Origin of the sequence: Pseudomonas sp. LM13, from assembly GCF_041381355.1 — a bacterium.
In the GTDB taxonomy this organism is placed as follows: domain Bacteria; phylum Pseudomonadota; class Gammaproteobacteria; order Pseudomonadales; family Pseudomonadaceae; genus Stutzerimonas; species Stutzerimonas frequens.
Genome location: NZ_JACBXH010000022.1, coordinates 1 through 22,369 on the forward strand (window position 1 = coordinate 1; position 22,369 = coordinate 22,369).

Here is a 22,369-nt window from a genome sequence, read left to right on the forward strand (position 1 = left end):
TGCGGTCGTTGGCGACAGCCATCTCTGGCACGCTGCGCTGCAGCCGATAGACCTGGAAATAGTCCTTTGCGCCGAACGCCGCTAGGCCATCGAGGCTGTGGTTCCAGAAATCGTTGTCATCGATCAGCGCGTAGAAGGGCTTGAGCAGGCTTTGCACCTGGTCGGCATGGCCCTGCTGCCTGAGCGAATCCTCCAGTTGCTTGACCAGCTGCTTGAAGCGGATCGGGTCCTGCTGGCGCTCCGGAAAACTGCGATGTGTTTGCTGGTACAGCGAAAGGCAGGGGCCGTCCCGGTGTTTCAGCAGTTGGGTCAGGGTGTCACGATCGAGCAGTCGATTCATGCGTGGCCTCCAGTGGTGTGGTTCGGTCCCTCGCAGAAGTGACGATGGCGCGTTCAATGGCCATCGGTGGCCAGGTCAGTGGCGGTTGAAATTGTCCAGGGCGTGGCTGAGGGCGTGATTGAGCTTTTCCGCTGCCCCGTTGATAGCCAATTCCAATGTCTCGGCCTTGTGGGTCGCGGAGAGGGGTTCATGGCCCTTGACCCGCGCCTCCATCTGGCAGCGCTTGTCGTGCGGCCCACTCTTGTTGCTGTTCTCGTCGTTCAGATGCACTTCGATTCGGGTCAGATGGTCATCGAAGCGTTCCAGTTCGGTCTCGACCGTCGCCTTGACCCGTTCTTCGAGGTCGGCGGTAACGCTGATGCTGTGGTTACTGTTCACCAGAACCTGCATGGTCTCCTCCTGATTTGCAGCGCTGCGCGCGTTAGGCGCTGGCGGCGCCAAGCGTCGCAGCTACACAACGTACGACGTGGCGGGCAGGGGCGGGTTCCACCTCGATGCCGACCTCGGACGCGCGGTCCAACGGCGCTCAGCTCGCGCTGTCGGCGTATTCGGAACGCCGGGCGAGACCGTCCCTGAGTGCTTCGATCAACAGGCGCACCTTCGGCAACAGGTAACGTCGCTGCGGGTAGACTGCCCAGACCGCCGTGTCTGGCGGCTGGTTGTGTTCCAGCAGCGAGACCAGCTCACCGCGGCGCAGCGGCTCCTGCACGTAGTAGTCCGGCAGCTGGCAAAGACCGAAGCCGCGCAGGGCGGCGTCGAGCACCGCTTCGCCACTGTTGCAGCGCCAGTTGCCGCTGGGCTTGAAATGCTGCTCGCGCCCATCGACCTGAAATACCCAGGTGTCGCTCGTGCCGATCAAGCAGTTGTGCCGGGCCAACTCGGAGAGCGTGTGCGGGCGGCCATAGCGCTCCAGGTAGCCCGGCGCGGCGCACAGGTACATGGCGCGTGGCGCGATGCGCGTCGCGACCAGGCGTGACTCGCCGAGTCTGCCCAAGCGAATGGCCAGGTCGTAGCCTTCCTGGACCAGATCCAGGGTGCGGTTGGATAGCTCGATATCGACACGCAGCTGTGGATGACGCGCCATGAACTCGTTCACCAGCGGCACGATGAAGCGCTCGCCGTAGGCCACTGCGGCGGTCATGCGCAGCAGGCCGGTCGGCGCGCTGTGCAGGTCGCTGATGGCGAGGAAGGCATCGTCACGCTCCTCGATCAATCGCTGGCAGCGTGCAAAAAATGTATGGCCGGCCTCGGTCAGCGACACGCGGCGAGTGGTGCGGTAGAGCAGGCGAGCCTGCAGGCGCTCTTCCAGACGAGCAATCTGGCGGCTGACGTGCGAGGTAGAAACACGCAGTCGTTCAGCGGCGCGCATGAAACTGCCGCACTCGACCACGGCGACGAACTCATCGAGGCCTTCCCAGCGATTCATGTTGGCTCCGCAAAATGGGTACAGCAGTGAAACAGATACGAATCCTAGCCTGATGTTTGCCGATTGTCCCTGTACCGCAACAATGTTTCCTTGTAGGCCGATCAATCCCCACGGAGTCGTGAATTACACTCTTTGTTTTCCTGCATCAGTCGAGAGTGATGTTCATGACCATCAAATCGCGCGCCGCCGTTGCCTTCGGCCCCAACCAGCCCCTGCAGATCGTCGAAGTGGATGTCGCCCCGCCCAAGGCTGGCGAGGTCCTGATCCGTATCGTCGCCACCGGTGTTTGCCATACCGACGCCTACACCCTCTCCGGAGAGGATTCGGAAGGCGTATTCCCCTGCATCCTCGGTCATGAGGGTGGCGGCATCGTCGAGGCGGTGGGCGAGGGCGTCACCTCGGTGGCGGTCGGCGATCACGTGATTCCGCTCTATACCGCCGAATGCCGCGAGTGCAAGTTCTGTAAGTCGGGCAAGACCAACCTGTGCAGCTCCGTGCGCGCCACCCAGGGCAAGGGCCTGATGCCCGATGGCACTACGCGCTTCAGCTACAACGGCGAGCCGATCTACCACTACATGGGCTGCTCGACCTTCGCCGAGTACACCGTGCTGCCGGAAGTCTCGGTGGCCAAGATTCCCAAGGAAGCTCCGCTGGAAAAGGTCTGCCTGCTCGGTTGCGGCGTGACCACTGGTATTGGTGCCGTGCTGAACACCGCCAAGGTGGAAGAGGGCGCCACCGTGGCGATCTTCGGCCTGGGCGGCATCGGTCTGGCGGCGATCATCGGTGCGAAGATGGCCAAGGCCAGTCGGATCATCGCCATCGACATCAATCCGGGCAAGTTCGCCATTGCCGAAGAGCTGGGCGCCACTGACTTCGTCAATCCGAAGGACCACGATAAGCCGATTCAGGAGGTAATCGTCGAGATGACCGATGGCGGCGTCGACTATTCCTTCGAGTGCGTCGGCAACGTGCAGCTGATGCGTGCAGCGCTGGAGTGCTGCCACAAGGGCTGGGGCGAGTCGACCATCATCGGTGTCGCCGGCGCCGGCCAGGAAATCAGCACGCGTCCGTTCCAGCTGGTCACCGGACGCGTATGGCGCGGTTCGGCGTTCGGCGGCGTGAAGGGTCGTACCGAGCTGCCGAGCTATGTGGAAAAGGCGCAGAGCGGCGAGATTCCGCTGGACACCTTCATCACCCACAACCTGCCGCTGGAGCAGATCAACGAAGCGTTCGACCTGATGCACGAAGGCAAGAGCATCCGTACCGTCATCCACTTCTGACCCCACGGTGGGCAATGCCGTCGTTCGGCGGTTTGTCCACCTCGACCGGTGGAGGCCTGCGCGGTTTCCACCTTGCGCGAGGCCGCTCATGACCCTTGAAATCGTTTCCAGCAACAAGAGCTTCGGTGGCTGGCACAAGCGCTACCGCCACCGCTCCAACGCCCTGAACTGCGACATGGTATTTGCCGTGTATCTGCCGCCACAGGCAGAACAGGGCGAGAAGCTGCCGGTGCTGTACTGGCTGTCCGGCCTGACCTGCACCGATGAGAACTTCATGCAGAAGGCCGGGGCGCTACGGCTTGCTGCCGAGCTCGGCCTGATCATTGTCGCGCCGGACACCAGCCCGCGCGGCCCAGGCGTGCCGGATGACGCCGATGGCGCCTGGGATTTCGGCCTGGGCGCGGGCTTCTATCTCAATGCGACGCAAGAGCCCTGGGCCCAGCACTACCGGATGTACGACTACGTCGTCGAGGAACTGCCGGCACTGGTCGAGGCCAACTTCCCGGTCTCCGACCGCCGCGGCATCAGCGGGCACTCCATGGGCGGACACGGGGCGCTCATCTGCGCGCTGAAAAATCCTGGCCGCTATCGCTCGGTATCGGCCTTTGCGCCGATCAGCAACCCGATCAACTGTCCCTGGGGTGAAAAGGCCTTCGGCCGCTATCTCGGCGAGGATCGTTCGCGCTGGCGGGAGTGGGATGCCTGCGCGCTGATCGCCGAGGCCCGCGAGCGCTTGCCGCTTCTGGTCGACCAGGGTGATCGCGATGATTTCATGGACGGCCAGCTCAAGCCGCAGGCGCTGCGCGCCGCTGCGGATTCGGCCGGTCACCCGCTGACCCTGCGCATCCAGCCGGGCTACGACCACAGCTACTACTTCATCGCCAGCTTCATCGACGATCATCTGCGCCATCATGCCGAGGCACTGAGGGCGTAGGGTGAATGACGGCACAGCCTCATCCACGCGGCTGTTTCGGTCGGCACCGGGGTGTTTTGCATGACCCTGCTCGCGTGGAAAGCGCTTCGCGGTTTTCCACCCTACGAGGCCGCACAGCGCGCGCTGAAGGCGTAGGACGTTGGCCGCGCAGCCTCTTGCGCACGTCTACTGCCAGGGACGGCAGGACATAAAAAAGGCCCGAGCGGACATGCCGCTCGGGCCTTTCCATCGCCAGGAGCTTAGAGCGACGGATAATCGGTATAGCCAGCCGGGCCCTGGGCGTAGAACAGCTCGGGTTTCGGCTCGTTCAGCGGTGCATCCCGACGCAGACGCTCGACCAGATCCGGATTGGCGATGTACGGAATACCGAAGGCCACCGCATCGGCCTTGCCTTCCGCCAGCCAGGCGTTGGCCTGTTCCTTGGTGAAGCGTTCGTTGGCGATGTAGACGCCGCCGAAGAGCTGCTTGAGCTGCGGGCCGAGGCTGTCTTCACCGGCCTTCTCGCGGGTGCAGATGAAGGCGATGCCGCGCTTGCCCAGCTCGCGGGCTACGTAGCCGAAGGTCTCGGCACGGTTGGAATCGCCCATGTCGTGGGCGTCGGCGCGCGGTGCCAGGTGCACACCGACGCGCCCCGCGCCCCACACCGAGATCGCTGCGTCAGTCACTTCGAGCATCAACCGTGCACGATTCTCCAGCGAGCCACCGTAGGCATCGGTGCGCTTGTTGGTGCTGTCCTGCAGGAACTGGTCGAGCAGGTAACCATTGGCGCCATGGATTTCGACACCGTCGAAACCGGCTTCCTTCGCATTCTCGGCACCCTTGCGGTAGGCCTCGATGATGCCGGGGATCTCGTTGATCTCTAGGGCGCGAGGCGTTTCGTAATCCTTCATCGGGCGGACCAGACTGACGTGCCCGGCGGGCTTGATGGCGCTGGGCGCGACCGGCAGCTGGCCGTCGAGGTAGATCGGGTCGGAGATGCGGCCGACATGCCAGAGCTGCAGGATGATCTTGCCGCCCTTGGCATGCACGGCATCGGTGACCTTCTTCCAGCCCTGAACCTGCTCGGCCGACCAGATGCCCGGAGTGTCCGGATAGCCCACACCCATCGGCGTGACCGAGGTGGCTTCGCTGATGATCAGGCCGGCGTCGGCGCGCTGGGCGTAGTACTCGGCGATCAGGTCGCCTGGCACCCGGCCGGGCTCGGCGCGGCAGCGGGTCAGCGGCGCCATGATGATGCGATTGTTCAGTTCCAGGTCGCCGATCTTGATCGGGTCGAAGAGTGTGGGCATAGCGATACCGCTCCTGTTCAGGTGGTGGTTCGTAAGTTCAGAGTTCCTGGCCGATGCGCTCGATGAAGGTCTGGATCAGGGCATCGTTGCGCTTGAAAAAATGCCACTGGCCGACCTTCTGGCTGGTCACCAATCCGGCTTTCTGCAGGGTCGCCAGGTGGGCCGATACGGTTGACTGCGACAGGCCGGCGCGCTGATCGATCTGACCGGCACACACGCCGTTCTCCAACGAATGGTGCTGCTCGGCGAAATAGCGTTGCGGCTCCTTGAGCCAGCGCAGGATGTCGCGGCGCAGCGGATGGGCGAGGGCCTTGATGATGTCGTCGAAGTCGTCCGGCATGGTCTTCAGCTGCCTATATCGGGTTGAGGCGAACTATATATCGGTGTTTGACGATACAAGATCGATTCGGCTGATGGTGGTTATCGGTGGCGTCGATGTACGGGCGCGCCGCGGCGATCCGCTCAGGGACATCCGCCTCCTGTAGAATCGCCGCCTCGAGTTATTCCAGGGTGTTTGATCTATGCGTATCGGCCACGGTTACGACGTGCACCGCTTCGGCGAAGGCGACCACATCACGCTTGGCGGCGTGCGGATTCCACACCGGTTCGGGCTGCTCGCCCATTCCGACGGCGACGTTCTGTTGCACGCCCTGAGCGACGCGCTGCTCGGTGCCGCAGCGCTGGGTGATATCGGCAAGCATTTCCCGGACACCGACCCGCAGTTCAAGGGCGCCGACAGCCGCCTGCTGCTCCGCCATGTGCTGGCGCAGGTGCGGGCCAAGGGCTACGTGGTCGGCAATGTCGACGCGACGATCGTCGCCCAGGGCCCGAAGATGGCGCCGCACATCGAAAGCATGCGTGCGCTGATCGCCGCAGACCTGCAGGTGGAGCTGGATCAGGTCAACGTCAAGGCCACCACCACCGAGAAGCTCGGCTTCACCGGTCGTGAGGAGGGGATCGCCGTTCACGCGGTTGCCTTGCTGGTCCGCGCATGACCGAAGATCAGCTGCTCGGGCCGCGTGCCCATGGCGAGCCTTGCGGCAGTGCGGTGCTGAAAGCGGTCGCCGAGGATTTTCAGGTCGATGAGGTGCTCGATATCCCGCTGTCCGGCGAGGGTGAACACCTCTGGTTGTGGGTTGAAAAGCGCAATCTGAACACCGAGGAAGCCGCCAAACGTATCGCCCGCGCCGCTGGCGTGCCGCTGAAGATGATCAGCTATGCGGGCCTGAAGGACCGCCAGGCGCTGACCCGGCAGTGGTTCAGCCTGCATCTGCCGGGCAAGGCCGACCCCGATCTGAGCGCCGCCGAAGACGGCAGCCTGCGGCTGCTCCAGTGCGTTCGTCATCAGCGCAAGTTGCAGCGCGGCGCGCATTCGGCCAATGGGTTTCGTCTGCGTCTGACCGAGCTGCATGCCGATCATACGCAGCTCGACGCGCGGCTGGAGCGGATCAAGCTGCAGGGGGTGCCGAACTACTTCGGCCTGCAGCGTTTCGGCTATGAAGGTGGCAACCTCCACGGGGCGCGCCACTTCGCGGCGAAAGGAGAGCTGCCGGAGCAGCGCAACATGCGTTCGCGCCTGCTTTCGGCTGGCCGCAGTTACCTGTTCAACCGTGTGCTCGCCGAACGGGTTGCTGATGGCAGCTGGGATCAGGCACGAGTGGGCGATCTGCTGGCATTCACCGACAGTCGCAGCTTTTTCCCCGCCGGGCCGGACGAGTGCGCAGACCCGCGCCTGAGGATTCTGGATCTGCATCCGACCGGCCCTTTATGGGGCGTTGGGGGCTCGCCAGCAGGTGACGAAATACAGGCACTGGAAGACGCCGTCGCTACAAATGAATCGGCTGTCGCCAATTGGTTGGCGCAGGCAGGGATGAAGCACGAACGGCGCATTCTCCGCCTCCCCATCAGCGGTTTGTCGTGGCATTATCCCGGGCCTGACATTCTGCAACTGGAATTCGTCCTGCCGACCGGATGCTTCGCCACCGCCGTGGTGCGTGAGCTGGTCAGCCTGGCAGGGCAGACGGACATCTGATGCGTATTCTGATCGCCAACGACGACGGGGTGTATGCACCTGGGCTCGCCGCGCTTTATGACGCGCTGGGCGGCTATGCCGAGTGCAAGGTGGTTGCCCCGATCCAGGACATGAGCGGCGCCAGCAGCGCGCTTACCCTGGACCGCCCGCTTCATCCCGTGACCATGCCCAACGGCTTTATCGGCCTGAATGGCTCGCCCACCGATTGCGTTCACCTTGGCCTCAACGGATTGCTCGAGGAAACGCCGGACATGGTGGTCTCGGGTATCAATCTCGGTGCCAATCTGGGCGATGACGTGCTTTATTCAGGAACGGTTGCCGCGGCCATCGAAGGGCGCTTCACCGGTCGGCCGGCTTTTGCCTTCTCGCTGGTCTCCCGCTTGCCGGACAACCTGCCAACCGCTGCCTACATCGCTCGGACTCTGGTGGAAAAGCACGACCAGCTGGAGCTTCCGCCGCGCACCGTCCTCAGTGTCAACGTGCCCAATCTGCCGCTGGATCATATCCGCGGCATCCAGCTGACGCGTCTGGGCCATCGCAGCAGGGCCAAACCGCCGGTCAAGCAGGCCAATCCGCGTGGCAAGGAAGGCTACTGGATTTCCGTGGCCGGTGATGTCGAAGATGGCGGTCCGGGCACCGATTTCCATGCAGTCATGCAGGGTTATGTCTCCATAACCCCGCTGCAGCTTGATCGAACCTTCCGTGAGGCCTTTCACGGTCTCGAGAGCTGGCTGGAGAACGTGCTGTGATACACCGCGGACAAGACAGCCTGCTGCACGGCTCGGGGATGACCTCACAGCGCACACGTGACCGTCTGATTCAGCGGCTCTACGAAGAAGGGCTGTCCAACGCCCATGTGCTCGAAGTGATCCGCCGTACCCCTCGTCATCTGTTCGTCGACGAGGCGCTGGCGCACCGTGCCTACGAAGACACCGCGTTGCCGATAGGCCATAACCAGACGATTTCCCAGCCGTTCATGGTCGCCCGGATGAGCGAACTCCTGCTGGCCGACGGTCCGCTGGACAAGGTACTGGAGATCGGCACCGGCTCCGGCTACCAGACCGCGGTGTTGGCTCAGCTGGTCGAGCGCGTGTTTTCGGTGGAGCGCATCCAGGCGCTGCAGGACCGGGCCAAGGAACGCCTGGTCGAACTCAAGCTGCGCAATGTGGTCTTTCGCTGGGGCGATGGTTGGGAGGGCTGGCCTGCACTGGCGCCTTACAACGGCATCATCGTCACCGCGGCGGCAACCGATGTGCCGCAGGCCTTGCTCGATCAGCTGGCGCCCGGTGGGCGTCTGGTGATTCCGGTGGGTGCCGGCGAGGTCCAGCAACTCATGCTGATCATTCGAGAGGAAAACGGCTTTTCGCGCCATCTTCTGGATACCGTACGTTTCGTGCCGCTGCTCAATGGACCCGTGATTTGATCATTCAGCGGAAGGAAGCATGAAAAACGCTTTTTTGTTGTACGCCAAAGGCATGGCGATGGGGGCTGCGGACGTGGTGCCCGGTGTCTCGGGCGGTACCGTGGCGTTCATCACCGGTATCTATGATGAGTTGCTGCGCTCCATCAGCGCCGTGCCTTATGCGGTCGGCCCGTTGTTGCGGGGGCGTTTCGCAGAGGCCTGGAAAACCGCCAATGCAAGCTTCCTGCTGGTGCTGTTCGCCGGCATCCTGACCAGCATTCTCAGCCTGGCCAGGCTGATTACCTATCTTCTGGAAGAGCATCCGATTCCCGTCTGGTCCTTCTTCTTCGGCCTCATCCTGGTTTCGGTCCATCTGGTGGGCAAGGAAATTCAGCGCCGCAACCTGTCGCGTCTGGTGAGCTTCTGCCTGGGTATCGGTTTTGCCTACTGGATTACCGTGGCTGCGCCGGTGCAGTGGGGCAGCAGCAGCCTGAGCCTTTTCTTTGCTGGCGCGATTGCCATCTGCGCGATGATCCTGCCGGGCATTTCCGGCAGTTTCATCCTGGTGCTGCTGGGGCTGTACCCGGTGGTTCTGGGCGCGGTGAAGGGGTTCGATCTCGGTGTGATGGCGGTCTTCGCCGCGGGGTGCCTGGTAGGCTTGCTGAGCTTCGCCAAGTTCCTCAGCTGGCTGCTCAAGCGTTGGCGCGACCTGACCCTGGCGTTTCTGACCGGGCTGATGCTCGGCTCGCTGAACAAGGTCTGGCCATGGAAGGAAACGCTGACCTGGCGCACCAATTCCAGTGGCGAGATCGTTCCGGTCCTGCAGCACAATCTGCTGCCTGGCGCCTATGGCGACCTGACCGGGCAGGACCCTCAGCTGCTGCTGGCCGTACTGTTGGCCGTGGGTGGTATCGTTCTGGTCCTGGGGCTCGAGTGGTTTGCCGGCCGGCGCCAGCCGATGACTGAAGGCGTCTGACGCACTTGTCTATGAAAGGGAGCGGGCATTGAGGCTCACAGCAGTACCGCGGTGGATGCGCGACCCCATGGTCCGTTCGATGCTCGGTGTTCTGGTGATTGCCGGAACGCTGGTCGGTTGTGCGTCGTCGCCCCAAGGTGGAGGCGTGCAGGTCGTCGACCGTAACCAGCGTGACAAGGTCACCAGCGGCCAGTACATCGTGCGGCGCGGCGATACGCTCTGGTCCATCGCGTTCCGCTTCGGCTGGGACTGGCGTGAGCTGGCACGTGTGAACGGCATCCAGCCACCGCATGTTATCTATCCTGGGCAAAAGATCCGCTTCAGTGGCAGCAGCGCTCGAGTAGCGGCCGCCGCGCCACGGCCCCAGCCAGCGCCCAAGCCGGCGCCATCTACCCCGGTCGTGGTCGCCAACCCGGTTCCCCGTCAGCCGGCGATCAGCACCCAGCCAAGCCCGCCGTCCAGTCCGCAGGCACGTACGCCAGTTACCCCTGTAGCCCGCTCGGCGAGCGGTTGGGCATGGCCGGCGAACGGCACGATCATCGGTCGTTTTTCCTCAAACGGTAGTTTGAATAAAGGAATTGATATCGCTGGGGAATTAGGACAGCCTGTTCTAGCTGCTTCTGATGGGACTGTTGTGTACGCCGGCAGTGGATTACGGGGTTACGGCGAACTTGTGATCATCAAGCACAGCGATACCTATGTAAGCGCCTACGGACACAACCGCAGGCTGCTGGTGCGGGAGGGCCAACAAGTCAAGGCTGGGCAAGGTATTGCCGAGATGGGATCGACGGGAACCGACCGGGTGAAGCTGCATTTCGAAATTCGTCGCCAGGGTAAACCCGTAGACCCGCTGCAATATCTGCCAAGACGTTGACCTGTCGCCTGCCTGTTCCAGCACTAGGTTAGGCTTGAGCGTAGCCAAGGACCCGCGTCGCTTGGGCCTGTTGTCGAACTCGGAACAGGACAAGAATAATGGCACTTAAAGACCAAGCGCTGGAGTTTGACGTCGACGATGCGGTTCTGCTCATGGAAACGCCCATCCACTTCGACCAGAAAGACAAAGTGACCAAGGCTGCCGGTGCAGGCAGACCCAAGGCCGCATCCAGCAAACAACACAAGTTCATCGATTACAACCGTGCGCTAGATGCGACCCAGTTGTACCTCAACGAAATCGGTTTCTCCCCCCTCCTGACGCCCGAAGAAGAAGTGCATTTCGCGCGTCTTGCGCAAAAAGGCGATCCGGCGGGGCGCAAGCGGATGATCGAGAGCAACCTGCGCCTGGTGGTCAAGATCGCCCGGCGCTACGTTAACCGCGGCCTTTCCCTGCTTGATCTGGTCGAGGAGGGCAATCTCGGGCTGATCCGTGCGGTGGAGAAATTCGATCCGGAGCGCGGCTTCCGTTTCTCGACCTACGCGACCTGGTGGATCCGGCAGACTATCGAGCGGGCCATCATGAACCAGACCCGGACGATTCGCCTGCCGATCCATGTGGTCAAGGAGCTGAACGTCTATCTGCGCGCGGCTCGCGAACTGACGCAGAAACTCGATCACGAACCCAGCCCCGAAGAGATCGCCAACCTGCTCGAGAAGCCGGTCGGCGAGGTCAAGCGCATGCTTGGCCTCAATGAGCGGGTCACCTCGGTGGACGTCTCGCTCGGACCGGATACCGACAAGACATTGCTCGATACGCTTACCGACGATCGACCAACCGACCCATGCGAACTGCTGCTGGATGACGACCTGTCGGCCAGTATCGATCAGTGGCTGTCGGATTTGTCCGAGAAGCAGCGCGAGGTCGTCATCCGTCGCTTCGGGTTGCGTGGGCACGAGGCTTCGACGCTGGAGGAAGTCGGCCAGGAGATCGGTCTTACGCGCGAGCGCGTGCGCCAGATCCAGGTCGAGGCGTTGCGCCGCCTGCGCGAGATTCTCGAGCGCAACGGGTTGTCCAGCGACGCGCTTTTCCAGTGAGCGCAACGCTGCGTCGGCCGGAGGCCCCGGTCGGCGCAGCGGCTTGTTCGTATGCCTGCCCAGACGGTAATGGCTTCGTGCGATCGACTTAAGCCAATCGTTCTGGGTTTCCACTTCTTCGATATCGTTTGTAAGCATTCACTTACAGGCGATGTAAGCAAAGCCAACGTAGCAGCCCCCGCTGAACCGCTACTCACTTGTGAGTATCGTGGTAAGCCTTTGAATTTTAATGGTTTTTAATCGGTCATTCGGCGCGGGCTGCGGGCAATGTGGCGACCTGACGCAGTTGTCCTTGGCCCTGCGATCATTAATATCGCCCACGTGCTCAGGGATTAGCACGGCCTTCAGGATGAAGGTCAGGGATCATCGCAGGATGCGGTGCCATCAGGACGATGAGAAGGGATTAAGGGAACAGGGAAGGAGGCGGGCGGGATCGTATCCCGCCCCTTTTTTTGCCTTGAGAAAAGTGGACTGAACCGAGTTGTCCTCGCATGGCCTAAGGCTCAACAGCCATCACGGAGGTCAACATGAACGGTGATCAGCAGCATGACCAGTCGCCTGAGGACCGGGACGATGCAGCCCGGCGCCCCGACGAGGCGGACGAAGAGCAGCTCGACGAGGCCATCGAGGAAACCTTCCCGGCCAGCGATCCGATCTCTCCTTGAGCTGGCGCTCGGCAGATCATGCGCGCGCGGCTGCGCGCTCGAGCAAGGCCGGCAGAACCTGCGTCCGTAAGAGTGGCGCAACGTCATCACGGTGGCAGGGTTCCAGATCGAGCCAGCCCATCTCTTCGATTTCTGCCTGAACGCTGACGGGGTGCGGAAGGCGTCCAACGAACACTTGCGCCTGGACCTGATGGTTCGGTTCGTTGGCTGCCAGCGCCCGGAATTGTCCTAGCGACTCAAGATCTCGATCTTCCAGGGAGAGCGCCAGCTCTTCGGCCAGCTCTCGCCTGAGCGTCTGCAAGGCGGTTTCGCCTGGCTCGGCCTTGCCGCCGGGCAACATGAAGAAGCGCGTACCGCGCTTGCGTACCACCAGCAACCGTCCGTGTTCGTCGAACAGGCAGGCAATTGCGATATTCAGGGTGGCGTCGGGCATGGCGTCTTCCTTCTGGCGATGAGTCAGAGCGATCAAGGTCTTGCTGCGGCGATAACGGGCAAGACGATCTTCCAGCATTTGCGGTAGCTGTACTGCCTCGCTGAAACCGAGCCGGGCATAAAACTCTTGCAGCTCCGGTTTACAGAACAGCCAGACCGGCCCCGAAACGCAACGCAGCGCCCGGCGCACCAGCCCCTGACCGATCCCGCGGCCGCGCTCGGCAGGGCTGACCAGTAGTCCGGTCAGAAAATGGCCATCGGCAACCGGCGTCAGGCAAAGGCCTGCGATGATCTCGCCACATCTGGCAACCCAGCAACTGGCTTCGGGGCGCACCCGGTTGCGGTTGTGGTGGGTTCGATAGAACCTGACCAGCAGAGGCTTCTGCGGCTGGGGTAAGCGCTGGTACTCGAGTACAGGCATGGACGTCCGGGGCGTTTTCGATCACGCCAGTCTAGCGCCTGCCACTTGTTCGCCAAAGCCTGTCCCGCTGGCATGCCGTTCATCCGCTCACTGCATCTTTTCCCAGGTCGCCAGGCTCTCACCCTTTAGGTACGCCAACGACAGGAATAACAAGATGTTGGACTTAGTGATCGTGCTCGCGTTTGTCTTCTATGGCCTGTCGGCGGGCATGCGCGCCCGCAGCAAGGCATCGCAGAGTCTGCATGAGTACTTTTTGGCCGGCCGAACCATCAAAGGCTGGCGCGCGGGTGTGTCGATGTCCGCGACGCAATTCGCAGCCGACACGCCGTTGCTGGTCAGCGGCCTAGTCGCCACCGCCGGTGTGTTTGCGCTTTGGCGGCTATGGATCTACGGTCTGGCCTTTCTGCTGCTGGCCTGGGTGTTTGCCTCTGGCTGGCGCCGTGCTGGCGTGTTGACCGATGCGGAGCTGACACGTGTGCGCTACAGCGGTCCAGCCGTGGTGCCGCTGCGGTTGTTCAAGGCGATCTACTACGGCACGGTAATCAACTGCGTGGTGCTGGCGATGGTACTGGTCGCCGCTATCCGTATCGCCGAGGTATTCCTGCCGTGGCACGAATGGCTGCCGGGCGGCACCTACGGGATGATTCAGAGCGCGGTTCAGGCAAGCGGCATCGAACTGGGCGAGAGCATCACGGACCTCGATCAGCTGACCACCAGTACCAACAACCTCATCTCGATTCTGCTCATTCTGGCATTCACCGCCATGTACTCGATCACTGGCGGCCTGCGCGCTGTGGTGCAGACCGACGTCATGCAGTTCAGTGTGGCGATGCTGGGCACGTTGGCCTACGCCTGGTTCGTGGTCGATGCCGCCGGCGGGCTAGGCGGCCTTACCGACCGTGTCGTCGAGCTGTACGGTAGCGAGCAGGCCAGCAAGATGCTGTCGTTCGCACCGCCCAGCAATGCTGGCGAGGCGCTCTTGCCGTTTCTGATGATCGTCGGTTTGCAGTGGCTGTTTCAGATGAACTCCGATGGCACCGGCTATCTGGCACAGCGCAGCATGGCCTGTCCGACCGACCGCGAAGCGCGCATCGCCGGGCTGGTGTTCACCTGGTTGCAGATCTTCCTGCGCAGCCTGTTCTGGCTGGCGATCGCCATCGGCCTGCTGGTGCTCTATCCGTTCAGCCCCGAGGAAATGAATGGTGACGGCTTTACGGCCGCCCGCGAGGCGCTGTTCGTCACCGGCATCGACGAGCTGCTGCCGCCGGGCTTCCGCGGCCTGATGTTGGTAGGGCTGCTGGCAGCCCTGGCCTCGACGGTGGATACGCATCTGAACTGGGGCGCCTCGTACTGGAGCAACGACGTCTACGGTGGTGTGGTGGCGCCGAAGCTGCTCAAGCGCAAGCCGAAGGACAAGGAGCTGGTACTGGTGGCGCGACTGTCCAACGTGCTGATTCTGCTGATCGCCATGGTCATCATGGCCAATCTGGGCTCGATCCAGACCGCCTGGTTCATCTCGCTGCTGTTCGGGGCCGGCATGGGGTCGGTGCTGGTGCTGCGCTGGTTGTGGGAGCGGATCAACCTGTATTCCGAACTGACGGCCATGGTGGTGTCGCTGATCACGGCGCCGCTGCTGCTGTATTTCCTTGGGACTGACCCTGAGCGCGAGTGGATACGCCTGGGCATCATGTCATTGGTGACTTGCAGCGCGGCAATTCTGGTGAGCTTCGTCACCCCTGCGACCGATACGCAGACGCTGGATCGCTTCTACCGCAAGGTGCGCCCGTTCGGGTTCTGGGGGCGGACCGCGTCGCGTTGTGGCGTTACCCGCCGTGAATCGCTCAAGGCGCTGGGTGCTCGGTTGTTCGCCGTGGCGGTAACGGCTCTGTCGGTGTACACGCTGTTGATCGGTGTAGGTCGCCTGCTCTTCCCGAAACCCGACGGCAGCCCGATGTTGGCCTGGATATGTGTGGTGATCGGCCTGGTCTTGATGCCGGTCTGGATGTATCTCGCCTTCAGCCGTTATTTCGATGATCAGCATGAAGAAGAGACACCCGAACTTCAGGCCGAGCGGCCGGACATGGCAGGTTAAATAGCGGGGCTTTCGTTACATATATAACGCCCCGTTTTTGAGTTGTGTCATTTTAATAGCACTTGGCGGTAGCGGGTACTGGCGAAACAATATCGTATGTATACATAAAATGATAAGAATCATCGTATTAACGCATTTTTCTCTAGTTTTTGATGAAAAGTAGGTCATTCGTCGATTCTTTGGGCAACCATTGGAATTAGCTGCTTGTCTCACCACTACGCAGTGCTTATTGCGTATTTCAAACAAGCATAAACAGAGGTGCCGTCATGAATCGACTTTTCAAAACTTCCTTAATGGTTGCCGCAATGCTCCCGGCTATTGCCGGTGCGGCGCCGATGGCCGGTGACAAGGAAATCACACTCGGTGGTGCAGGAAGCAGCGACAAGGACTTTGACGATACTGTGTTTTCCGTACAGGGAAGTTGGGGGCAGTATTTGAGCGAATCGTCCTTGTGGGGCGTCCGGCAGACTGTCAATGCGCGGGATACCGAGGGTGAGAGCGTCAAGTTCGATGGCTCGACTCGCGTGTTCTATGACTACCACTTCGGTAACGGCAAGGCGCGGCCTTTCATCGGTGCCAGCATCGGCGGTGTCTACGGTGATCGCGTCGATGAGACCTTCATGGCCGGCCCGGAGATCGGATTCAAATACTGGGTTCAGGACAAGACGTTCATTACTGCAATGGCGGAATATCAATTCCTGTTCAAGAGCGGCAGTGATGCGCAGGACCGATATGATGACGGCGTATTCCTCTACAGCATCGGTATTGGCTTCAATTACTGATCGAAGCATGCGCGGCGCCTCGTTGGCGTCGCGCAACTTTTTTACTTCCTGTCGCGTATTTTTCTATCAGGCTTCCACCAGTTGCTGCAGGAAATTCCAGAGTGCAATGCCGGGCTCATCGTCCTCGGATGCAATCATGCGAATTCCCCATTGGCGCAACACCTCTTCTTGAACCGGATTCGGCTTGTGCGAGAACACATATGAAATAGGGCGCACGCCCAGTGTTTCGTGTTCCTTCCATATCTTCGACAGCTTGTGGAAAAGCAATCGGATATTGGTGTCCGACAGGCTGTAGCCGATAAACAGGACGGCCTTGCTCAACGTGTCGGCGCGTAATTTGATATCCAATGGCGTCTCGAATTGCAGCCGTTGGTAATAGCTGGTCTCGTCGAGCACAATCGAGGCATCGTCATCGAAATCGCCATGGAACTTGACGATCTGTCGGACGCCATCGCGAGCCTTGGTGAGGTCGCTGGCATTGGCGATCTTGATGTAATCCACCGCATAAGCGTCGTGGGCGTATTCCAGCCAGCGGTCGTAGTTGGTGGTGTAGATCGCCGGGAACCGGCCGTGCACGATCAGCCGGTGAATTTCGGAGTCACGGATCTCGATGTTGCGGTGCCACTCACGGTCCATCCAGCTGCGAAGCGGGCCGATGCTGCCTTTCTTGATCCGGTAGTACTCAGCCAGGGCGAGGAAATTGCCGTAGGTGTTGAAGACCTCCGGGTCGTAGTCGAGCTGCACGGCGATCTCGTCGATCAGCTCTTTCCATGGCGGCAGACCGATGTTGGCCGAGACGCCGGAGCCGACGAAGAGAATCAGCCGGTTGTTGCGGTAGGCATCACGCAGTTGGTCCATGTGCTTCAGGACTCCCGCAGAAAGGCGACGAAGGCATCCAGCGCGCGGCGGCGCATGGAAAGGCCGTTCTTCTGCGTGCCCAGCTGTGCGAACGTCTGGTTCTGACCTTCGGGGATGAATACGTCGTCCCACTCGAAGCCGCCATGACCGGCGGGCGACGGCGAGATGCGACCCGGAACCACGCCTTCGAAGAAGTGCCGCTTGCGTCCGTCGCAGTAGCCGATCAGGGTTCGCGCTTCGGCGGCCGGGTCCTCGAGCCTTCCGATCAGCTCGGAGAAGCGCTCGGCCTGTAGGCGGTCCCAGAATATCTGGGTCAGGCCGCCGGGAAAGCCGTTGAGACTGTTGATGAACAGCCCGGTATGTTCGACGAACACCGGCTTGCCGATCATCTTGAACGCCACCAGCAGCTTGTCGCTGACCAGCTGGTTAAGGTCCTCGGTGCGCAACTCCTCAATGCGGATTGGGAAGGGCTTCACCTCGATTCCACTGGGCTCGAGGATCTCGCGAACCTCGCGGATCTTCTGCTGATTGATGGACGCGAAGCGGATTTTCATCGAACGAGCCAGCTCCGGTTACGCGGCGAACGGGTGTCGCGTTGGTCTACCTATGCTTGTATGACGCAAGGGGGAGGGCTCGGTTCTCCGCTGCGGCGGTTTTCAGCGTAGAAGGTGCGCTCGGTTTGCGGCTCTTTGGCTTCGTTGCCGCCGCGCGGCAGGCGTCGCCGATGTACTCAACCGTGGCCCGGTTGGGCAGGGCAGGCGACCTGCACCTGGCGGATACGCTCGGCCGGCACTCGCAGTTGACGTAGCAGGTACTCGGAAAACTCAGGACTGTAGGGCTGCCTGGCGATCGCCTGCTCCATGCAGAACAGCCAGGCGTCGCGTTCGGCTTCGCCGACCGGCCAGCGGGTATGAAACTGCGGAATGCTGATGGCGCCATATTTTTCGGCGTAGCGTTTCGGCCCACCCAACCAGCCGCACAGAAAGCTGGCCAGTCGATCGGCGGCTTCGCTGACATCCGCCGGGTACATCGCGCGAACGCTCGCGGCCTCGGGCGCTTCGTCCATCACCCGGTAGAAGTCTGCGACCAGTCGCTGCAGGCCCGCTTCGCCGCCGGCAGCCTGGAACGAGGCGTCAGCGACGCCGAAAACGGGACGTTGATCGGGGTTCATAGTGCGCCTCTGGCTCGGAAACGGGGCGCGGGATGATGCGCGCTTGTGCCAGATCAAGACAAGTGCAAGCAGTGGCCACGACGCAGCGGCAGCTGGTCTAAGCTGAAAATCTACACAACAGCGGAGACAGGAAATGCGCAGGCTTCTGGTTGCATACGATGGTTCGGACAACTCCAAGCGCGCCCTGCAGTATGTCGTCGATCTGGCCCGGGACACCGGAATGGCGCTGCAGGTGCACGTGGTCAACGTTCAGCACGAGCCGATCATCTATGGCGAGTACGTCACCTCGGCCATGATCGACGAGCTCAACAACAGCCTGATGGCCAAGTCCCGCAGCGTGCTCGACGAGGCGGCGGCAATGCTGCAGGCCGGTGGGCTGACCTGCGAGACCCACACCCAGCTGGGCAACGTCGCCGAGCAGATCAACGATGCGGTCAAGCGGCTGGGCTGTGACACGGTGGTGATGGGCACCCGCGGCCTGGGCAGCTTCACCGGCCTGGTGTTGGGCTCGGTGGCGAACCGGGTGATCCACGAGGTTTCGGTCCCGGTACTGCTGGTCAAATAGAAAGGCGCGTCGCCCAGGCCGATCAGCTCTGCTTGCCCTTGAGCAGGTCGGCCAGGTTGGCGAAGGCCTTGAAGGTTTCCTTCGGGCCCAGGTCACTGCCGGGCCGGGCTTCGGCCTGGTACTGGTTGTCGGTGTAGCGGGAATGCTCGTTGTCGTGACAGTAGAGGCAGAGCAGCTCCCAGTTGGAGCCGTCCTCGGGGTTGTTGTCGTGATTGTGGTCCTTGTGATGGACCGTCAGCTCGCTCAGGCGCTTGCCGGAAAACTCCCGCGCGCACCGCCCGCAGACCCAGGGATACATCTTCAGGGCCTTTTCCCGGTAGCCCTGCTCGCGCTGGCTGTAGGGCGTGGTGGGTTTGCTACTGCTCATGGTGAATACTCGCCGGCTGCTTGGATTGTCGATGACATCCGGTGACGGCGGGGCCGCAAACCGAATGTCAACAGAACCTAGTAAAGACGATGGGTATCAGCCCGCCAAGCCGACGTAGACGTTCTGCACGTCGTCATGGGCATCGATGGCCTCGAGGAAGGCCTCGACCTCTTCCAGCTCGGCACCGGAAAGGCTGACCGGATTCTTCGGTCGATAGCCCAGCTGCGCCGCTTGCACGGTAAAGCCGTGTTCCGGCAGGGCCTTGCACACGGCGTCGAGGTCGGTCGGCTCGGTAATGAACAGCGTGGCGCCATCGTCGGCAGCCTCGAAATCCTGAGCACCAGCCTCGATTGCGGCCATTTCCTGGTCGGCGTCACCTGCGGGCACGGCTTCGATCATGCCGACATGGTCGAAATCCCAGCTCACTGAACCGGAAGAGCCCAGCTGGCCCTTGCGAAACAGCACGCGGATCTCGGCGACGGTGCGGTTCACGTTGTCGGTCAGGCATTCGACGATCAGCGGCACCTGATGCGGGGCGAAGCCTTCGTAGAGGGTGCGCTCGTAATGCACCACCTCGCCGGTCAGGCCGGCGCCTTTCTTGATGGCGCGCTCCAGGGTGTCCTTGGGCATAGAAGCCTTCTTGGCCTGCTCGACCACCAGACGCAGGCGCGGGTTCATGTCCGGGTCGGCACCGCTGCGGGCCGCGATCATGATTTCCTTCGACAGCTTGCCGAAGATCCTGCCCTTGGCGTTCGCCGCCGCTTCCTTATGCTTCGCTTTCCACTGTGCGCCCATGCTCGTACTCGTCTGATGTGAGGGAACCAGGCGCGAATTCTATAGCGTCACCGCGGGTTTCGTCGCCGGTACTGGGCGAGGATGAGCTTGGGCCGCTCGGCGGCCAAGCCGGACTGTGCCGGCCAATTCGCTGCTCACTGTATGGAGCGGTGCAGCCATCGCGCCGCTCTAATGGATGTTTTCGTAACAGGGTGCGTCGTCATGTCGCCTCGGGACCTGCTGCTCGCACTGGTAGTCATCGTCGTCTGGGGAATGAACTTCGTGGTCATCATGGTCGGCCTGCACGACGTGCCGCCCATGTTGCTCGGTGCCCTGCGATTCATGCTGGCGGCGGTGCCGGCGGTGTTCTTCATCAGACGGCCGCAGGTGCCGCTGCGCTGGATGCTGGCCTACGGGCTGACCATCTCGCTGGGCCAGTTCGCCTTTCTCTTCACCGCCATGAAGCACGGCATGCCCGCAGGCCTGGCGTCGCTGGTGCTGCAGTCCCAGGCGTTCTTCACGCTGTTCTTCGCTGCGCTGTTTCTCGGCGAGCGCTTGCGGGCGGCCAATCTGCTGGGCCTGTTGATCGCGGCCTGCGGCCTCGCACTGATCGGCGCGCAGAGTGGGCTGGGCATGACCCTTGGCGGATTTCTCCTGACGATCTGTGCCGCCTCGATGTGGGCGCTGGGCAACATCGTCACGCGCAAGGTCGGCAAGGTGAATCTGGTCGGGCTGGTGGTGTGGGGCAGCCTGGTGCCGCCGTTGCCGTTTCTCGCGCTGTCTTTATGGCTGGAGGGACCGGTCATGATCGAGGCGGCGCTGCGTGGCATCGGCTGGCAGACGATTCTGGTCCTGGTATATCTGGCTTTTGGCGCGACCATTCTCGGCTATGGCCTATGGAGCCGGCTGCTGTCGCGCTATCCGGCGAGCCAGGTGGCGCCGTTCTCGCTATTGGTGCCGGTGGTGGGGCTGACCTCGGCCAGCATTCTGCTGGGCGAGCGGCTGGCCTCGTTGCAACTGGCCGGTGCCCTGCTGGTGATGATCGGGCTGGCAGTCAATGTCTGGGGAGGCTGGCTGTTCGGCCGGCTGCGCCTGGCCAGGGTCTGAAACGCCCGGTATCAGACCGGGCGTCGCAGCGATCAGGCTCAATGGGTGGCAGCGTGGGCGCCGAGCAGCGTAGTGCCGGAGCCACTCTTCTTGTCGCGCTTGGCCATCCGTTTTTCTTGCGCCGTTTTCATCGGCTTTTTCTTGCCGTTCTTCTTTGCGTCCATTCCCTTGCTCATGGTGTTCACCTCTGATTGCTGGCTGGACATGTCCTGATGTGCAAAGGCCTGACTGTCGCTGCTGGAGCGAAGCCTGCTTCCGGCCTGTGTCTTCCATGACCGCTGCAGTATGGCACTGCTGGGCTGCATTGCACGCATTGCTTTGCTTAGGGTCTGTTCCCGTTTCGTCGCAAGCCGCGTTGCTGCGCCAAATAGCGCCATGGCCGGGCGGCGTTCCGCAGGCGCGGGACGCAGATAATGGTGGTTCCCTTGCCAAGTCCCGCAACGCCGCATGGCGCCATTTGCCGCGCACGAAACGGAGCGGACCCTTGGTATCAGTCGAACAGGCTGTGCTGGTCGCGTCGGCCACGAAGGGCGTCGTAGCGCTGGCGGAAGATCGCCCGATAATGCAAGGCCAGAGGAGGTAGCTTCGCCAGTTGCTGCAGGCTGTCTTCAGCCAGATTCTGATCGAGAAAGCAGCGCCACAGGTGCGCGACGCTGATCTGCGGGTGCGGGCGATCGAGCAACTGCAACCTGTCGTCAGAACGCACGCTGCCTGGCTCGATGGTCCGGTAGAGCCAGCCGGTGCGGCCGCTCGTCGACAGCTCCCGTGCCAGGCCACGCACGCCATGACGGTTGTCCAGCTTGATGCAGGGCGAGCGCGGCTGGCTGATCTGGATCAGCGCTCTACCCCAGCGAAGAAGATCGCCGATGCATACCTGCTCTTCTCCCAGCGCCTGGCTACCGAGGTTCTCACCGAAGGCGCCGAGACCAAGCCGCGAACGCAGCTGCGGGAAGCGCTGCGACCAGTACTGATAATGCTGGCTCGGGTAGTGACAAAGGCTGCGATCCGGCCCGCCATGAAAGCGTTGATCGGCGATCCGATCCCCTTGCAGCCCATCCGGGCCCAGCCACAATGGGCCGTCGCTGAATTGCTTATCCATGGCGGTGGCCTTGCGGCTGTCCGGCAGCGGCGAGAACTGACGGCACAGCAGCGGGCCATCAACGGCCCAGGCTCCGAGCACGGTGCGTGACGTCTGCTGGGTCACGGCTGCTGCGCTCGGTTGAGCTGCTCCAGTTCGCGCCGGACCATGGCGGTGTATTCCGGCGGGCTGAGCTGATACAGCTCGGTTGCGACCCAGGCCAGCCAGCGCGAGCCAAGGCCAGCTTGCTGACCCAGCAGGCGCTGGGCTTCGGCGCGGGCGCGCTCGGCGTTGTTCTGATGGATATCTGCTCGACTCACGAATCGTCTCCGTCGCCGTAATTGGCGATGAAAGGGGCAGCGATGGTAAACCCGGAAGGCTCGCGTTAGGCTCGATGGCTATTCTTTTTA

The 22,369-nt window shown here is 62.1% G+C and carries 27 protein-coding genes and 1 pseudogene; 14 read left to right on the top strand and 14 right to left on the bottom strand.

What is annotated here, in order from left to right; genetic code table 11:
- The 3 genes and pseudogenes from HZR81_RS14390 to HZR81_RS14400 all read right to left on the bottom strand — a co-directional run.
- A pseudogene (locus HZR81_RS14390) lies at nucleotides 1-340 on the bottom strand (baeRF3 domain-containing protein); the annotation flags it as partial.
- Nucleotides 341-415: 75 nt separating this feature from the next.
- Nucleotides 416-730 carry an HPF/RaiA family ribosome-associated protein gene (locus HZR81_RS14395; protein ID WP_500128524.1) on the bottom strand — a complete coding sequence of 105 codons (315 nt, stop codon included), beginning with the start codon at nucleotides 728-730 and terminating at the stop codon, nucleotides 416-418.
- Between the two features lie 136 nt (nucleotides 731-866).
- Nucleotides 867-1,766: a LysR substrate-binding domain-containing protein gene (locus HZR81_RS14400; protein WP_102840863.1), complete on the bottom strand. Its 900-nt coding sequence runs from the start codon at nucleotides 1,764-1,766 to the stop codon at nucleotides 867-869.
- 164 nt (nucleotides 1,767-1,930) lie between these two features.
- Here HZR81_RS14400 and HZR81_RS14405 point away from each other — a divergent pair, with 164 nt between their 5' ends.
- Both HZR81_RS14405 and fghA read left to right on the top strand, forming a co-directional pair.
- A complete protein-coding gene (locus HZR81_RS14405; protein WP_500128525.1) occupies nucleotides 1,931-3,046 on the top strand; it encodes an S-(hydroxymethyl)glutathione dehydrogenase/class III alcohol dehydrogenase in 1,116 nt (371 codons plus the stop codon).
- Between the two features lie 88 nt (nucleotides 3,047-3,134).
- Nucleotides 3,135-3,980: an S-formylglutathione hydrolase gene (gene fghA / locus HZR81_RS14410; RefSeq protein WP_500128526.1), complete on the top strand. Its 846-nt coding sequence runs from the start codon at nucleotides 3,135-3,137 to the stop codon at nucleotides 3,978-3,980.
- A gap of 239 nt (nucleotides 3,981-4,219) precedes the next feature.
- Here fghA and HZR81_RS14415 read toward each other — a convergent pair whose 3' ends face one another.
- Both HZR81_RS14415 and HZR81_RS14420 read right to left on the bottom strand, forming a co-directional pair.
- Nucleotides 4,220-5,269 carry an alkene reductase gene (locus HZR81_RS14415; protein WP_500128527.1) on the bottom strand — a complete coding sequence of 350 codons (1,050 nt, stop codon included), beginning with the start codon at nucleotides 5,267-5,269 and terminating at the stop codon, nucleotides 4,220-4,222.
- 37 nt (nucleotides 5,270-5,306) lie between these two features.
- Complete coding sequence (locus HZR81_RS14420; RefSeq protein WP_063543830.1) at nucleotides 5,307-5,609, bottom strand: ArsR/SmtB family transcription factor; 303 nt, start codon at nucleotides 5,607-5,609, stop codon at nucleotides 5,307-5,309.
- 181 nt (nucleotides 5,610-5,790) lie between these two features.
- Between HZR81_RS14420 and ispF the strand changes: the two genes are divergently transcribed.
- From ispF to HZR81_RS14460, 8 genes are all read left to right on the top strand, one after another.
- Nucleotides 5,791-6,264, top strand: a complete 474-nt coding sequence (gene ispF / locus HZR81_RS14425) for a 2-C-methyl-D-erythritol 2,4-cyclodiphosphate synthase (RefSeq protein WP_500128528.1) — start codon at nucleotides 5,791-5,793, stop codon at nucleotides 6,262-6,264.
- Complete coding sequence (gene truD / locus HZR81_RS14430; RefSeq protein ID WP_102840867.1) at nucleotides 6,261-7,301, top strand: tRNA pseudouridine(13) synthase TruD; 1,041 nt, start codon at nucleotides 6,261-6,263, stop codon at nucleotides 7,299-7,301. Before ispF ends, truD begins: the two co-directional genes overlap by 4 nt.
- Nucleotides 7,301-8,050 carry a 5'/3'-nucleotidase SurE gene (gene surE, locus HZR81_RS14435; protein ID WP_500128529.1) on the top strand — a complete coding sequence of 250 codons (750 nt, stop codon included), beginning with the start codon at nucleotides 7,301-7,303 and terminating at the stop codon, nucleotides 8,048-8,050. The genes truD and surE overlap by 1 nt, the downstream gene beginning before the upstream one ends.
- Before the next feature lie 38 nt (nucleotides 8,051-8,088).
- Nucleotides 8,089-8,724: a protein-L-isoaspartate(D-aspartate) O-methyltransferase gene (locus tag HZR81_RS14440; RefSeq protein WP_063544007.1), complete on the top strand. Its 636-nt coding sequence runs from the start codon at nucleotides 8,089-8,091 to the stop codon at nucleotides 8,722-8,724.
- Nucleotides 8,725-8,743: 19 nt separating this feature from the next.
- Nucleotides 8,744-9,679, top strand: a complete 936-nt coding sequence (locus tag HZR81_RS14445; RefSeq protein ID WP_500128530.1) for a polyprenyl-phosphate transporter — start codon at nucleotides 8,744-8,746, stop codon at nucleotides 9,677-9,679.
- A 67-nt stretch (nucleotides 9,680-9,746) separates the two neighbouring features.
- Nucleotides 9,747-10,553, top strand: coding sequence for a peptidoglycan DD-metalloendopeptidase family protein (locus tag HZR81_RS14450; protein ID WP_073865974.1), 807 nt, complete (start codon nucleotides 9,747-9,749; stop codon nucleotides 10,551-10,553).
- 98 nt (nucleotides 10,554-10,651) lie between these two features.
- Nucleotides 10,652-11,647, top strand: coding sequence for an RNA polymerase sigma factor RpoS (gene rpoS / locus HZR81_RS14455; protein WP_063543840.1), 996 nt, complete (start codon nucleotides 10,652-10,654; stop codon nucleotides 11,645-11,647).
- A gap of 527 nt (nucleotides 11,648-12,174) precedes the next feature.
- On the top strand, nucleotides 12,175-12,312 hold the full coding sequence (locus tag HZR81_RS14460; RefSeq protein WP_166082484.1) for a hypothetical protein: 138 nt from the start codon (nucleotides 12,175-12,177) through the stop codon (nucleotides 12,310-12,312).
- Between the two features lie 16 nt (nucleotides 12,313-12,328).
- Here the strand turns inward: HZR81_RS14460 and HZR81_RS14465 are convergent, their stop codons facing one another.
- Nucleotides 12,329-13,165: a GNAT family N-acetyltransferase gene (locus HZR81_RS14465; protein ID WP_500128531.1), complete on the bottom strand. Its 837-nt coding sequence runs from the start codon at nucleotides 13,163-13,165 to the stop codon at nucleotides 12,329-12,331.
- A 154-nt stretch (nucleotides 13,166-13,319) separates the two neighbouring features.
- Here HZR81_RS14465 and HZR81_RS14470 point away from each other — a divergent pair, with 154 nt between their 5' ends.
- Complete coding sequence (locus HZR81_RS14470) at nucleotides 13,320-15,257, top strand: sodium:solute symporter family protein (RefSeq protein WP_500128532.1); 1,938 nt, start codon at nucleotides 13,320-13,322, stop codon at nucleotides 15,255-15,257.
- A gap of 266 nt (nucleotides 15,258-15,523) precedes the next feature.
- Nucleotides 15,524-16,039, top strand: coding sequence for a hypothetical protein (locus HZR81_RS14475; protein ID WP_026012584.1), 516 nt, complete (start codon nucleotides 15,524-15,526; stop codon nucleotides 16,037-16,039).
- Between the two features lie 66 nt (nucleotides 16,040-16,105).
- Here the strand turns inward: HZR81_RS14475 and HZR81_RS14480 are convergent, their stop codons facing one another.
- The 3 genes from HZR81_RS14480 to HZR81_RS14490 form a co-directional block, all read right to left on the bottom strand.
- A complete protein-coding gene (locus HZR81_RS14480) occupies nucleotides 16,106-16,897 on the bottom strand; it encodes an SIR2 family protein (protein ID WP_125876518.1) in 792 nt (263 codons plus the stop codon).
- 5 nt (nucleotides 16,898-16,902) lie between these two features.
- Nucleotides 16,903-17,451, bottom strand: coding sequence for a non-canonical purine NTP pyrophosphatase (locus HZR81_RS14485; protein ID WP_500128533.1), 549 nt, complete (start codon nucleotides 17,449-17,451; stop codon nucleotides 16,903-16,905).
- A gap of 176 nt (nucleotides 17,452-17,627) precedes the next feature.
- Nucleotides 17,628-18,068 carry a group II truncated hemoglobin gene (locus tag HZR81_RS14490; RefSeq protein ID WP_125868520.1) on the bottom strand — a complete coding sequence of 147 codons (441 nt, stop codon included), beginning with the start codon at nucleotides 18,066-18,068 and terminating at the stop codon, nucleotides 17,628-17,630.
- 133 nt (nucleotides 18,069-18,201) lie between these two features.
- On the opposite strand from HZR81_RS14490, the gene HZR81_RS14495 reads away from it, so the two are divergent.
- Nucleotides 18,202-18,633 carry a universal stress protein gene (locus HZR81_RS14495; RefSeq protein ID WP_063543852.1) on the top strand — a complete coding sequence of 144 codons (432 nt, stop codon included), beginning with the start codon at nucleotides 18,202-18,204 and terminating at the stop codon, nucleotides 18,631-18,633.
- A 22-nt stretch (nucleotides 18,634-18,655) separates the two neighbouring features.
- On the opposite strand, the gene HZR81_RS14500 is transcribed toward HZR81_RS14495, so the two are convergent.
- Both HZR81_RS14500 and HZR81_RS14505 read right to left on the bottom strand, forming a co-directional pair.
- Nucleotides 18,656-19,000: a YajD family HNH nuclease gene (locus HZR81_RS14500; protein ID WP_102840873.1), complete on the bottom strand. Its 345-nt coding sequence runs from the start codon at nucleotides 18,998-19,000 to the stop codon at nucleotides 18,656-18,658.
- Nucleotides 19,001-19,096: 96 nt separating this feature from the next.
- Nucleotides 19,097-19,795: a YebC/PmpR family DNA-binding transcriptional regulator gene (locus tag HZR81_RS14505; protein ID WP_500128534.1), complete on the bottom strand. Its 699-nt coding sequence runs from the start codon at nucleotides 19,793-19,795 to the stop codon at nucleotides 19,097-19,099.
- A 201-nt stretch (nucleotides 19,796-19,996) separates the two neighbouring features.
- Here HZR81_RS14505 and HZR81_RS14510 point away from each other — a divergent pair, with 201 nt between their 5' ends.
- Complete coding sequence (locus tag HZR81_RS14510) at nucleotides 19,997-20,881, top strand: EamA family transporter (RefSeq protein ID WP_500128535.1); 885 nt, start codon at nucleotides 19,997-19,999, stop codon at nucleotides 20,879-20,881.
- Nucleotides 20,882-20,919: 38 nt separating this feature from the next.
- On the opposite strand, the gene HZR81_RS14515 is transcribed toward HZR81_RS14510, so the two are convergent.
- The 3 genes from HZR81_RS14515 to HZR81_RS14525 all read right to left on the bottom strand — a co-directional run bounded on the left by HZR81_RS14515 (nucleotide 20,920) and on the right by HZR81_RS14525 (nucleotide 22,279).
- Complete coding sequence (locus HZR81_RS14515) at nucleotides 20,920-21,057, bottom strand: hypothetical protein (RefSeq protein WP_156924007.1); 138 nt, start codon at nucleotides 21,055-21,057, stop codon at nucleotides 20,920-20,922.
- Between the two features lie 314 nt (nucleotides 21,058-21,371).
- Nucleotides 21,372-22,085 carry an MOSC domain-containing protein gene (locus HZR81_RS14520; RefSeq protein WP_500128536.1) on the bottom strand — a complete coding sequence of 238 codons (714 nt, stop codon included), beginning with the start codon at nucleotides 22,083-22,085 and terminating at the stop codon, nucleotides 21,372-21,374.
- Complete coding sequence (locus HZR81_RS14525) at nucleotides 22,082-22,279, bottom strand: hypothetical protein (protein ID WP_500128537.1); 198 nt, start codon at nucleotides 22,277-22,279, stop codon at nucleotides 22,082-22,084. The genes HZR81_RS14520 and HZR81_RS14525 overlap by 4 nt, the downstream gene beginning before the upstream one ends.
- Between the last annotated feature and the right edge of the window lie 90 nt (nucleotides 22,280-22,369).